This is a genomic window from Pantoea sp. X-Soil-OKNW-713 (assembly GCF_059730685.1).
Window position 1 is genome coordinate 1,038,417 of record NZ_AP035995.1, and the last position, 12,100, is coordinate 1,050,516.

At 55.2% G+C, this 12,100-nt stretch carries 12 protein-coding genes; 9 read left to right on the top strand and 3 right to left on the bottom strand.

Annotated elements, in window-relative coordinates:
* Window positions 1–42: 42 nt before the first annotated feature.
* The 6 genes from AC6I8R_RS04685 (at window position 43) to AC6I8R_RS04710 (ending at window position 5,674) form a co-directional block, all read left to right on the top strand.
* Window positions 43–795: an IclR family transcriptional regulator gene (locus AC6I8R_RS04685; protein WP_497831963.1), complete on the top strand. Its 753-nt coding sequence runs from the start codon at window positions 43–45 to the stop codon at window positions 793–795.
* Window positions 796–955: 160 nt separating this feature from the next.
* The gene (locus tag AC6I8R_RS04690; protein ID WP_497831964.1) at window positions 956–2,515 is read left to right on the top strand and encodes an OPT/YSL family transporter; all 1,560 of its coding nucleotides are present in this window, start codon (window positions 956–958) and stop codon (window positions 2,513–2,515) included.
* Window positions 2,516–2,529: 14 nt separating this feature from the next.
* Window positions 2,530–3,462 (top strand): DUF1177 domain-containing protein, encoded by a 933-nt coding sequence (locus AC6I8R_RS04695; protein WP_497831965.1) that lies wholly within the window; start codon window positions 2,530–2,532, stop codon window positions 3,460–3,462.
* A 2-nt stretch (window positions 3,463–3,464) separates the two neighbouring features.
* On the top strand, window positions 3,465–4,142 hold the full coding sequence (locus AC6I8R_RS04700; protein WP_497831966.1) for an AroM family protein: 678 nt from the start codon (window positions 3,465–3,467) through the stop codon (window positions 4,140–4,142).
* Window positions 4,143–4,246: 104 nt separating this feature from the next.
* Window positions 4,247–4,531, top strand: coding sequence for a pyrimidine/purine nucleoside phosphorylase (gene ppnP, locus AC6I8R_RS04705; protein ID WP_021185889.1), 285 nt, complete (start codon window positions 4,247–4,249; stop codon window positions 4,529–4,531).
* Window positions 4,532–4,825: 294 nt separating this feature from the next.
* Window positions 4,826–5,674: a hypothetical protein gene (locus AC6I8R_RS04710; protein ID WP_415174751.1), complete on the top strand. Its 849-nt coding sequence runs from the start codon at window positions 4,826–4,828 to the stop codon at window positions 5,672–5,674.
* 87 nt (window positions 5,675–5,761) lie between these two features.
* Here the strand turns inward: AC6I8R_RS04710 and rdgC are convergent, their stop codons facing one another.
* On the bottom strand, window positions 5,762–6,673 hold the full coding sequence (rdgC, locus tag AC6I8R_RS04715) for a recombination-associated protein RdgC (RefSeq protein WP_208724938.1): 912 nt from the start codon (window positions 6,671–6,673) through the stop codon (window positions 5,762–5,764).
* A 130-nt stretch (window positions 6,674–6,803) separates the two neighbouring features.
* On the opposite strand from rdgC, the gene mak reads away from it, so the two are divergent.
* Entirely contained in the window at window positions 6,804–7,715 is a 912-nt protein-coding gene (mak, locus tag AC6I8R_RS04720; protein ID WP_415174750.1) for a fructokinase, read from the top strand.
* Between the two features lie 86 nt (window positions 7,716–7,801).
* Here mak and eat read toward each other — a convergent pair whose 3' ends face one another.
* Window positions 7,802–9,166, bottom strand: coding sequence for an ethanolamine permease (gene eat / locus AC6I8R_RS04725; RefSeq protein ID WP_021185885.1), 1,365 nt, complete (start codon window positions 9,164–9,166; stop codon window positions 7,802–7,804).
* Window positions 9,167–9,429: 263 nt separating this feature from the next.
* Between eat and AC6I8R_RS04730 the strand changes: the two genes are divergently transcribed.
* Both AC6I8R_RS04730 and qhpR read left to right on the top strand, forming a co-directional pair.
* The gene (locus tag AC6I8R_RS04730; protein ID WP_497831967.1) at window positions 9,430–10,434 is read left to right on the top strand and encodes a phosphotransferase enzyme family protein; all 1,005 of its coding nucleotides are present in this window, start codon (window positions 9,430–9,432) and stop codon (window positions 10,432–10,434) included.
* A gap of 161 nt (window positions 10,435–10,595) precedes the next feature.
* Entirely contained in the window at window positions 10,596–11,651 is a 1,056-nt protein-coding gene (gene qhpR / locus AC6I8R_RS04735; protein ID WP_415174749.1) for an AraC-like transcriptional regulator QhpR, read from the top strand.
* Here the strand turns inward: qhpR and AC6I8R_RS04740 are convergent.
* A complete protein-coding gene (locus AC6I8R_RS04740; protein WP_021185882.1) occupies window positions 11,611–12,039 on the bottom strand; it encodes a cell envelope integrity TolA C-terminal domain-containing protein in 429 nt (142 codons plus the stop codon). The genes qhpR and AC6I8R_RS04740 overlap by 41 nt on opposite strands.
* Window positions 12,040–12,100 lie beyond the last annotated feature (61 nt).

Genomic DNA, 12,100 nt, shown 5'->3' on the forward strand with positions numbered 1-12,100 from the left:
TATTGACTCAGGAACTCAGTTCCAAATAGTGAAACTACTTTTATGACCACACTCGAAAATGCCGCCGCAGTGCTTAAGTTATTCCAGCGCTTTGGCGTGACGCAGGGGCATCCCGGCCTCACCTTCACCGAGGTGGTAGAGGCATTAGAACTGCCAAAAAGTACCGTTTCCCGTCTACTGGCGACGATGGAAAGTCAGGGTTTACTGGAACGCGATCCAGACAGCCGCTGCTTCCATATTGGTCGCGTACTGCTGTCGGTTGCGGGGCATTATCTCTCCACACCGTTGGTGGACAGTGCTTCGGGCGCGATGGCGCGTCTGGCTTCCAGCACCGGATGCATGGGGTATATCTCGGTGTTGGATGGGCACGATATCCTTGTGATGCGTATGTATCACGGACGCCTGTTTACACAGTTGATTACCCCTCCGGGCACGCGGATGCCGGCGGCGGGGACGTCCACCGGTCGCGTGTTGCTGGCACAAAGCAGCGATGAAGACGTTCGGGCGCGCTTTGCCGACGAGTGGCATGCCGCCTCACTTAACTCTCCGCTGGATGTTGATGCGCTTTGTACCGAGCTGGCCACTATTCGTCGCCAGGGGTGGGCGCTGGCACGCAATGAAACGTTACCGGGCATCAGTTCGATGGCGGTTGCCGTCACCAATAAACATCGCGGCGAAAGTGTCGCACTCTGTCTCTCATTTCTTTCACAGGAAGCAGCCCCGGGTTACCCGGAAGCGCTGCTCAATGAATTACGCGCCACTGCGGCCATCATGGCCGAAAAATATGGTGCCTGATTTTACGGCGTAATATTTCGCGCCACACCAGGGAAATAACAGGCCTTCGGGCCTGCTTATTTCAACCGTCAGGGAATGATTATTTAACTCAATACCGCCGTCCCGCGTGTCGGGCGGTGCGTAATCACGTTTTCGCCAGGGTGAATTTACGGGGAATAACATGCGTCACACCAATCCAATAAAAAGTCTCGGAGTGGGTTTAATGCTGGTATTGCTGTCCGTTGCGGGCGCAATTATCGGCGTACAATTAATTACGACCATCGGGGTCACCCCCAATACCTCAATTATCGGCGCGCTCTTTGCCATGCTACTGGCGCGTATTCCGTTGCAATGGTTTCGCCGTTACCGTTCGGTAGAAGTGCAGAACCTGGCGCAAACGGCCATCTCTTCCGCCACTTTCGGTGCTGCCAACAGTTTGCTGATGCCGATTGCTGTGCCCTGGGCGTTGGGTGAACCGCAGTTGGTGCTGCCGCTGTTTGTCGGCGTCAGCGCGGCGATGCTGCTGGATGCTTATCTGCTCTATCGCCTGTTTGATACCCGCGTATTCCCGGCCAGCAACGCCTGGCCGCCGGGCGTTGCGGCCGCCGAAGCGATCAAAGCCGGTGACAAAGGTGGCCGTCAGGCGTGGCTGCTGGTGGTGGGAATTGTCGGCGGGATTGTCGGCTCGATGCTGAAGATCCCGATGTCGGCATTTGGCACCGCGTTTATCGGTAATATCTGGGCGCTGACGATGCTCGGTGTCGGCTTCCTGCTGCGCGCTTATTCCCAGCCGGTGGCAGGCATTGATATCAACGCGTTGTATATCCCCCACGGCGTAATGGTGGGTGCCGGTCTGGTGGCGTTGATTCAGGTGGCACAGGTGATCCGCAGTGGTCGCAATGAGGCGATTAATGTCAGCCGTAGCGACAGCGAAGTGAAGCGCTCGCTCGGTTTCGGCACCGTTGGTTACATCGTTATCTCGGCATTACTGGCGCTGGCGGGCGGTTTGTGGAGTCAGATGGGCCTGCCGATGCTGGTGTTGTTTATCGTCTATGCCGCCTTTGCTGCCTTTGTGCATGAGTTGATTGTCGGTATTGCCGCGATGCACTCCGGCTGGTTCCCGGCGTTTGCTGTGGCGCTGATTACCTTAATCCTGGGTATTTTGCTCGGCTTCCCGCCGTTGGCGTTGTGTCTGCTGTGTGGCTTTACCGCCGCGACCGGCCCGGCGTTTGCGGATATGGGCTACGACCTGAAAGCCGGTTTTATCCTGCGTGGTAACGGCGCGGATGTGCAGCAGGAGCTATGGGGTCGTCGCATCCAGCTGATTGCCGCGATGATCGCTTTTGTGATCGCCATTCCGGTGGTGTGGTACGCCCATAACCTGTTCTTCGCAGAAAACCTGCTGCCGCCAGTGGCGCGCGTATATGCCAAAACCATTCAGGCCGGTGCAGAACCGGGTATCGCAGGCAGCCTGCTGATGTGGGCCATTCCTGGCGCGATCATTCAGTTGATTGGCGGACCGAAGCGTCAGCTTGGCGTTCTGCTGGCGACCGGCTTGCTGATTAACAACGCGGCTGCCGGATGGGCGGTGCTGGTCGGGATTGCGCTACGCGTTCTGATCCTGCGCGTCTGGGGCGAGCGTGGCCGGTCACCGATGGAGGTGATGGCGGCAGGTTTTATCGCCGGAGATGCGCTCTACAGTTTCTTCCATTCACTTTTTGCCAGTAGCAGTAAGAAATAATCAGGGAATCCAACATGAGTTTACAGCAGACACTGCAAGTCTTTGAGTTACTCGATAGCGCTTTCGTCGATGGTCAGCAGGTGGTTGATCTGTTCGCCACCTATCCGGGCGTCAGCGCAAGCACCAAACGCGTCAGCGGCCCGAAAGGACGTACCGACTTTGTGCGCATCGATATTCCGGGGGCACAGGGTAAAAGCAAGGGCGGCAGCGCCCCAACGCTCGGCATCATTGGCCGTCTGGGCGGTATCGGTGCGCGCCCGACGCGCATCGGCATGGTGTCGGACGCCGACGGTGCTGTGGCAGCGGTCAGCAGCGCGCTGAAGCTGGCGCAGATGCAGACCAAAGGCGATGTGTTGGCCGGGGATGTGATCATCACCACCCATATCTGCCCGGATGCGCCGACCCGTCCACATGAGCCGGTGGATTTTATGGATTCACCGATCGACGATGTCACCATGAACGATAACGAAGTGGTGGCGGGTGTGGATGCCATCCTCTCCATCGATACCACCAAAGGCAACCGTATCCTCAATCACAAAGGCTATGCGCTGTCGCCGACGGTGAAAGAGGGTTACATCCTGCGCGTGTCGGAAGATCTGTTGCGTATCATGGAGATGACCAGCGGTCGCCCGGCGGTAACTTTCCCGATTACCACCCAGGATATCACGCCGTACGGTAACGGGGTTTATCACCTCAACAGTATCCTGCAACCTTCAACCGCGACCGATGTGCCGGTGGTGGGTGTGGCAATTTGCGCGGAATCGGTAGTGCCAGGTTGTGGCACCGGAGCCAGCCACGAAGTGGACATCGCCAGCACGGTGAAGTTTGCCGTGGAAGTGGCGAAAGAGTTTGGCCGCGAAACCTGCCAGTTCTATGACGCGCAGGAGTACGCACTGCTGCTATCTTTGTATGGTAGCCTCAGCCATCTGCGTTCCCGGAAATCATAAGTATGAAAACATCCCTGATTACCCTGACCATCGGTCAGTCTCCGCGCAGCGACATTCTGCCGCTGTTGCAGGCCCATCTGCCAGCAGAGCAGGTGGAGCACGCCGGTTTGCTTGACGGCCTCACCCTTGCGGAAGTGGAGCAGCACTATACGCCGGTTGCCGGTGAGAAAGTGCTGGTGTCGCGTATGCTGGATGGGCAGCAGGTGCGTCTGTCGGCGCATCAGGTTGAGCAGGGATTGCAGCAGAAGATCTATGCACTCGAGGAGCAGGGTTACAATACGATCCTGCTGCTGTGCACTGGCGAATTTGGTTCGCTGAAAACCCATAAAGCGCTGCTGCTGGAGCCGGATCGTATTATCCCACCGCTGGTCGGCGCGATTGTGCATGGGCACAAAGTCGGGATCGTGGTGCCGGTAGAGGAGCAGATCGCGGAACAGGCCAATAAGTGGCGCAATCTGGGTACGCCGCCGTGTTTTGCGGTAGCCAGCCCCTATCTGGCGCAACAGGCGGATTTGGTGGAGGCGGGGCTGTCGCTTCAGGAGCAGGGAGCTGATGTGGTGGTGCTCGATTGCATCGGTTATCACCAGAAGCATCGCGATTTTCTGCAAAAGATGTTGGGCATTCCGGTGCTGTTGTCCAACGTGCTGGTTGCCAAGCTGGCTGCGGAATTGATCGTTTAATGCATGGGGATCACAAGTTGTGATCCCTTTTGTCATTTCGCGTGACAGATCAGCGAGTTCCCTTGTAATCTGCCTGTTATCTTAATGTGCTGTGAGGAAGTGATATGCTCAACGTGAGTGAGTATTTTGACGGAAAAGTGAAGTCCATTGGTTTCGATAGCGTCACCATTGGTCGCGCAAGCGTGGGCGTAATGGCGGAAGGCGAATACACCTTCGGCACCGGCCAGCCGGAAGAGATGACTGTGGTCAGCGGCGCGCTGAAAGTGCTGCTGCCGGGTGAAAGCGAGTGGAAGTGGTATGAAGCAGGCAGCGTGTTCAACGTGCCGGGCCACAGCGAATTCCATTTGCAGGTGGCTGAGCCAACGTCTTATCTGTGCCGCTATCTGTAAGTATCCTATCCAGGCCGCAGCGTTTCGCTGCGGCCTTTTTTATTATCGGTAGCACAGGCCTGGTGCTAACACCGTTAAATCGAAAATTCAGAAAATATTTTATCTGTATTTAAAACGGTTATTTGTTTTATTTTTCTTCATTCCTTTCAAGAAATTAAAAATATTCTTAGTTACTTGATGTTGTAATAATGCCATGAAAAATATAACTTTTTCTTTATTGGCAAGGTTGCGATCGACGGTCATGTAGATTAAAAAGTATATTCACATCGCATGATGTATTTATCTGGAGGCTGTATGTCTTTTGCTAATGTCTATCGATTGCCGCCCGGGATAACCCGGCACTTATTTAATCCTGTTACAGCACGAGCAACCACGGAAATAAATAAAGCGGTTAAGTTTATTGGTCATAACTGTGCCTGCCTGTCTACCAATCAATGCAAAAAGCACAGCGTGAACGAGGGGCTGAAAGAGTTACAACCGACCAATAAACACTGGTTTATGAAGGATTCTCCTTTGCTTCCGCGGTTGGTTGGCGTGCCGGGATCAGTGAAGTTAACCGGTAATGCGGTAACACCTTTCAGTGCAGGAACATTGAAGAATGAAAAAGAATCTGGCAAGGAGAAACTCAGCCTGAATAACTTGTGGGCCTGTTATCCCGAAAAAACAACGCCATGCCCGGTGGAGTTGAAAAATAAGCCCGGTGCTACGTTGTCTGAGTCCGAACAGGCGGATTCCGGGGTGGAAAGTCTCTCGGAGTCGGAATCGCCGGATAACGTTTTTATTACTAACTGGGATAATCTTGGTAAGGAGAGTTTTTCGGTACAAAAAAATCCGGAGCAGACCAATGATTTACCGGAAGAAAGTGAACCGGGCGAGTATAACCCATTCCGTATTATCGTTGCGGAAAATGCCGGAAAGTTCTCGAATAAAAGGGCGTGGCAATTTAGTGAGAAGTTTGAAAATTATCATCCGCAGTTCAAAACGATAAAAGAAGAACCGTCTTCTCAGACACCTGTTGAAGAAACCGTTATCCGGCATGAGAAGGTGTTGGTCGTCGGCGAAAAATTAAAAATGAAGAATATGCAGAATATCTTTGGAATAACAAGAGATGATCTTTATCAGGAGGAAACGACACGACTTTAAATATTCTGTAGCGGCGCGATTTATCGCGCGCCATTGACGTTAATGTTGCGAACAACAAGCGCGATAAATCGCGCCGCTACGAATAAGTTAGCGCTGCGCTTCTCCGCCCAGAGCTTCCACCAGATTACTGATCAATGCCGCCAGTTCACTGGTCATCAGAATAAAATCAGCATCGAAACGCTGAGCAAAATCATCACGATCGATATCGTCATTTTGCTCACGCAGGGTATCGCTGAATTTCAGGCGTTTCACTGACGCATCATCAGCGATAACAAACTGAATCCGCTCCTGCCAGTCGAGCGCCAGTTTGGTGACCACTTTACCGGCTTCGATATGGGTAGCGATTTCGTCCGACACCAGATCCTGCTTTTTACAGCGAATCACGCCGCCTTCTTCCAGCAGTGCTTTTAGCTCGGCTTCATCCATCAGCGCGAAACCGGCAGGCAGCTCGCCTGAACGCACCCACTCGGTCAGGGTCAGTTCAATCGGGCTTTCCAGGGTTAATGGCACCACCGGAAGCGAACCGAGGCTTTTGCGCAGCAGTGCCAGGGTATCTTCGGCTTTTTTTGCGCTGGCGCAGTCAACGATAATCAGATTGTTGACGGTGTCGATCCACATAAAGGTCTGGCTGAAACGGCTAAAGGCGCGTGGCAGCAAGCTGTGGAGCACTTCATCTTTCAACGAATCCTTTTCGGTCTTCTTCAGCTTGCGACTTTGTTCCGCTTCCAGCTTGTCGATTTTGGCTTCCAGCGCCTGCTTTACCACCGGCGAAGGCAGAATTTTTTGCTCGGTACGGGCACAGATCACAATCTGACCATTAACTACGTGCGTCAGCGCCTCGCTACGGTTACCCATAGGGGAAACCCAACCGGTTTTTGCCATATCCTGGCTACCGCAGGGCGAGAAGGTGAAGGCATCGAGCTGTTTTTCCAGATCGTCTGCGGACAGCGGAATGTCACGATTCAGACGATAAACCATCATATTTTTAAACCACAACATCGGGATTCCTTACCGGGGGAAATCTATCAGTCAGCGCGCATCATAGCGAAACATCGGCTGGGTTTCATTGCCTTTACCGCAACGGCTCTCTACTGTGTCTCTCAACCTAACGAATAATGAGGAATAAAACGTGCGTATTGGTATCGATTTAGGCGGCACCAAAATTGAAGTGATTGCACTCTCAGATCAGGGGCAGGAATTGTTTCGTCACCGCGTGAATACCCCGCGTGACGACTATGGTGCGACGGTACAGGCGATTGTTGATCTGGTGCATCTGGCAGAAGAGAAGACCGGGCAGCAGGGGACGGTGGGATTGGGTATTCCGGGCACCATTTCGCCCTATACCCAGCGGGTAAAAAATGCCAACTCCACCTGGCTCAATGGTCAGCCGTTGGATAAGGATTTGGCGCGTGCGCTGAATCGTGACGTGCGTATCGCCAACGACGCGAATTGTCTGGCGGTATCTGAAGCGGTTGATGGTGCCGGTGCGGGAAAACCGCTGGTATTTGCGGTGATTATTGGCACCGGTTCTGGCGCCGGGGTGGCAATTAATGGTGAGTCACGCATTGGCGGTAACGGCAATGCCGGTGAATGGGGCCACAATCCACTGCCGTGGATGGACGAAGATGAGCTGCGTTATCGTGCGGAAGTACCGTGCTATTGCGGCTTGCAGGGTTGCATCGAGACGTTTGTGTCCGGTACCGGATTTGCCATTGATTATCAGCGTTTGAGCGGCAACGCGCTGAAAGGGGCGGAGATCATCAAGCTGATTGAGCAGCAGGATCCGGTGGCGGAGCTGGCGATGCGCCGTTATGAAATGCGTCTGGCAAAATCGCTGGCGCAGGTGGTGAATCTATTGGACCCCGATGTGATCGTGCTGGGCGGCGGGATGAGCAATAACGATCGTTTGTATCAGACCGTGCCGACGCTGATGAAGCAGTGGGTGTTTGGTCGTGAGTGCGAAACGCCAGTGTTGAAGGCGGTGCATGGTGATTCCAGTGGCGTGCGCGGTGCCGCGTGGCTGTGGCCCCTGAAAGGCTAAATGTGATGCTATGACGTAGCGGCGCAATTTATTGCGCGGTTTTTTCGTGTCTCGCGCGATAAATCGCGCCGCTACGTTACGTTTCCTTATTCCCCGACCAGCATCGAATCCTGTGGTGCGTTGTCGCGCTGCGCCTTGGTCGCGAGGAAGTAGATATAACCCACCACCATAATTGCGACAAACAGGCCGCCAATGACCGGGTTAAACCACAGCATCGCCACTAAACACACCAGCGACAGCACCAGAGCGATGCCCGGCACAATCGGGTAACCCGGGGCGCGGAAGCTGCGTTCCAGATCCGGCGCAGTACGACGCAGTTTGAACAGGCTCAGCATGCTCATCAGATACATCACAATCGCGCCAAATACCGCCATGGTGATCATGGCTGCGGTCAGGCTCATGCCTTGCAGGTTAATCCAGCCGTCGCTGTAAATCGCGGCGATACCGATCACGCCACCGGCGATAATGGCGCGATGCGGCGTCTGGAAGCGGGACAGTTTCGCCAGACCCTGTGGCAGATAACCGGCACGCGCCAGGGCAAAGAACTGACGTGAATAGCCGAGGATGATGCCGTGGAAGCTGGCGACCAGACCGAACAGGCCAATCCACACCAACATATGCATCCAGTTGGAGTTTTCACCGACGATCATCTTCATCGCCTGCGGCAGCGGGTCGTTAATGTCGGACAGTTTGCGCCAGTCACCGGCACCGCCCGCCAGCAGCATCACGCCAATCGCCAGCACCACCAGCGTCAGAATACCGGTGATATAGGCTTTCGGAATGGTGCGCTTGGGATCTTTGGCTTCTTCTGCCGCCATCGCCGCGCCTTCAATGGCGAGGAAGAACCAGATGGCAAAAGGAATCGCGGCAAAAATACCCGACACCGCAGGCATACCAAAATGCTCGCTACCGGCCCAGCCGTTGGCGGCAAAGTTGGCAATGCTGAAGCCCGGAGACACCACACCCATAAACACCAGCAGTTCCAGCACCGCCAGCACCGTCACTACCAGCTCAAACATTGCCGCCAGCTTCACGCCAAGGATATTCAGCGTCATAAACACCAGATAGGCACCGACCGCTGCGGTTTTTGGGTTGAGTTCTGGATACTGTACGTTGAGATAAGCACCAATCGCCATCGCAATGGCCGGAGGGGCAAACACAAACTCGATCAGCGTTGCCAGACCGGCGATCAGGCCACCGGTTTCGCCAAAGGCGCGGCGGCTGTATGCAAACGGACCACCGGCATGTGGAATCGCGGTGGTCAGTTCGGTGAAGCTAAAAATAAAACAGGTGTACATGGTGGCGATCAGCGCCGTGGTAATGAGAAATCCCAGCGTCCCTGCTACGCCCCAGCCGTAACTCCAGCCGAAATACTCCCCGGAAATGACCAGGCCAACCGCGATACCCCAAAGATGCAGGGTTCCCAGGGTGGGTTTGAGCTTGCTCGTCATAATCTTATCCCCGTCGTTATTGTTGAGTGCGGTTGATTCACCGCGCCGGTTTATCGTTTGCGCTACAGTGAAGGGGATAATGCCGCTGCCTCTCACGGGAAAACTTGACGCAGGCGCAGTGAGTTTTGTCCTCCACGGTCAACTCTGACGCAAGAAAAGTGCCAGATGCTCGCTGCGGTCAACTTTGGGTCATCTGCGGTCAAGCAGTCAGGACGACGTCATCCCATGCTGATAACACTGTTGTCATCCCTGGAGCCTGATGAATGAGTGCCAAACAATCCGACACCCTGACAAATGCTGAAATCACCGTGCTGGCGCAACAGGCGCTGGCCTGCTATCCCGCCGCACTTCAGGGCGAGCTGAAATTGCTGTGCCGTTCCGAAAACGCCACTTTCCTGTTGCTGGCGGGAGGGAAACGTTACGCCCTGCGCCTGCATCGTCCTGACTACCACAGCAAAGCTGATATTCTCAGCGAACTGCTGTGGCTGGATGCACTGCGCGAAACCGGCATCATGGTGCCGGAAGCGATCCCGGCCAACGATGGCGAAACCGTGTTGTCCCTGCGCCTGCCCGATGGCGAAATACGCCATGCGGTGCTGTTCCACTGGATCGAGGGGGACATGCCGACCACCGATGTCGATCCCAAAGCCTTCCAGCAGCTCGGTCATATCACTGCCCGCCTGCATCAGCACAGCAAAAACTGGCAGAAACCGCAGGGCTTCCAGCGCATCATTTGGGATCATCACACTATGGTGAGCGAGCAGAGCCACTGGGGACGCTGGCAGGATGCCCCCAACCTCAATCCGGCTGATCATCAGGTGGTGGAACAAGCGATCGCCCGCGTTGGTCGGGAGTTGCAGGGGTTTGGCAAAGGCGCGGATCGTTACGGGTTGATCCATGCCGATCTGCGTTTAACGAATCTGCTGCTGCACAAAGGGGAAACCCGGGTGATCGACTTTGACGATTGCGGTCTGGGTTGGTATTTGCACGATCTGGCGGCAGCGATCAGTTTCGTGGAACACCATCCGCGTGCCGAAGAGTGGGTGGAGAACTGGATCCGGGGTTATGAGCGGGTGGGGCATATCAGCGATGCAGAGATGGCGCTGGTGCCGACGCTGCTGATCCAGCGCCGTATCCAGCTTACCGCGTGGATGGGATCCCATGCCGAAACCGAGATGGCGTTGAGTCTTGGGCCACGCTGGGCGGATCATTCGGTACGCCTGTGTCGTCGCTATCTGGAAAACAGTCAGCTGCCGGTCGGGGCCTGATGCACCATCAGTGAGCGTGGCTGCGCCGTCACGGTGCTCGCCACGTTCACTATCCCGTCTGATCATCGTTTTTTCTGCGTTGCCCGCCTGGTACGAAAATTGCTGGATACGGTAATTCGATTCACTCCTGCGTATCCTGTGAGGTCAGCATGAATTCACTGATGAGACAGCCCGAGGCGTTCAGCGCCATATCGGCTCAGGCCAGCGCCAGCAACCGTGGTGTGCTGGCGGCAGCGGCCACCGGCCTGAGCGACTTTATTACCGGCAAAGGCGGCGATGTGGATCGCATCTTTGGCATCAGCGGCATCGATTCCGAGCTGCTCGCCAGTCCGACCCTGAGTCTTGGTCTGGTTAACTATTGCCGCGTGATGGAAGAGGCCGCGCGACATTCTGGTTTTGATAACTTCGGTTTGCACTACGGCAGGCAGTTCAAACCGCAGTCATTAGGCCTGATTGGCTACATCGGACTGTGCTCGCCGACGCTGGAGCAGGCGCTGCATAACGTGGTTAATGCTTTTCCGTGGCATCAGCACGATACCCTGACGCGGTTGGTGGATAAAGGCGACTGCTGGCGGCTTGACTATCAGGTGCGTCACGGGGCGATTTTGTCGCGGCGTCAGGATGCGGAGTTGACGCTCGGCATGTTTCTCAACCTGATTCGTCATGTGGCGGGGAAAAACTGGGCACCGCGTGAGGTGCATTTTGAACATCCGCGCCCGGAGCAGTGGCATGAGCACTGCAAAGTCTTTGATGCCCCGGTCTGGTTCGATCAACCTTTCAACTCGCTGGTGATCCCGAAACGCGATCTGCTGCGTGCAATGCCGGAGCAGGACCCGATGTTGCTGATGGTGATGCAGGATGCGATCCGTCGCCTTAACAGCAGCGCCAGCCAGCAGAGCGTGGTGGAGCAGGCGCGCTCGCAGGTCAATCTGTCGCTGATCCAGGGCGAACCGGTACTGGAAGAGATTGCCGATAAAATGGGGCTGTCGAGCTGGTCGTTGCAGCGTCGTCTGCGCGAGGAGGGCATCAGCTTCAGCGCGCTGGTGGACAAGGTACGTTGCGAGATGGCAACCCATTACCTGCAACAGAAACAACTGCCGATTTCCGAAATGGCGCTGCTGCTGGGTTATTCCGAGGTGAGCGCCTTTTCCCGCGCCTTCCGTCGTTGGTTCGGCATCAGTCCGCGCCAGTGGCGGCAAGATGGACTGGCAAGCTGACCTGTTGCGGCGCAAAACCAAACCACGCTGGCTGCCCGCGATCGGGCGGCGGCGGTAATCCCTGCGATTGACCAATCAATTGCCAGGCCCGCAGACACAGTGGCTCATCGCCTTGTGTCTGGGTGACGGCATAGCGTCCACTTTTTTCCCACTCCAGTTGCACCAGACAACGCTGGCCCGCATAGTGGCTGGCATCGTGGAAGGCCCGTACCAGTTTTTGCTGCATCTCATCAGCCCATTTGCACGATACGCTACCTGGCGCAATTTCAGGCTGACACAAATTTGCTTGTGCATCTTTCTGATCGGATTGAAAATTTTGGCAGGCGCTCAACGACACCATCATCGCTATCCCGCCTGCCAGACTCGCCATTTTGTTAATTAAATTCATTCATGTGCCATAGTTTTCGCGAAAGTTCGGATTGCACCCGTTTTCAGTCTACAGACCGACT

Excerpts from the sequence above, each read along its gene's own strand:
- AC6I8R_RS04685 (WP_497831963.1), top strand. The coding sequence starts at position 43 with ATGACCACACTCGAAAATGCCGCCGCAGTGCTTAAGTTATTCCAGCGC.
- AC6I8R_RS04695 (WP_497831965.1), top strand. The coding sequence starts at position 2,530 with ATGAGTTTACAGCAGACACTGCAAGTCTTTGAGTTACTCGATAGCGCT.
- rdgC (WP_208724938.1), bottom strand. The coding sequence starts at position 6,673 with ATGTTGTGGTTTAAAAATATGATGGTTTATCGTCTGAATCGTGACATT.
- ppnP (WP_021185889.1), top strand. The coding sequence starts at position 4,247 with ATGCTCAACGTGAGTGAGTATTTTGACGGAAAAGTGAAGTCCATTGGT.
- AC6I8R_RS04740 (WP_021185882.1), bottom strand. The coding sequence starts at position 12,039 with ATGAATTTAATTAACAAAATGGCGAGTCTGGCAGGCGGGATAGCGATG.
- AC6I8R_RS04710 (WP_415174751.1), top strand. The coding sequence starts at position 4,826 with ATGTCTTTTGCTAATGTCTATCGATTGCCGCCCGGGATAACCCGGCAC.
- AC6I8R_RS04730 (WP_497831967.1), top strand. The coding sequence starts at position 9,430 with ATGAGTGCCAAACAATCCGACACCCTGACAAATGCTGAAATCACCGTG.
- eat (WP_021185885.1), bottom strand. The coding sequence starts at position 9,166 with ATGACGAGCAAGCTCAAACCCACCCTGGGAACCCTGCATCTTTGGGGT.
- AC6I8R_RS04700 (WP_497831966.1), top strand. The coding sequence starts at position 3,465 with ATGAAAACATCCCTGATTACCCTGACCATCGGTCAGTCTCCGCGCAGC.
- qhpR (WP_415174749.1), top strand. The coding sequence starts at position 10,596 with ATGAGACAGCCCGAGGCGTTCAGCGCCATATCGGCTCAGGCCAGCGCC.
- AC6I8R_RS04690 (WP_497831964.1), top strand. The coding sequence starts at position 956 with ATGCGTCACACCAATCCAATAAAAAGTCTCGGAGTGGGTTTAATGCTG.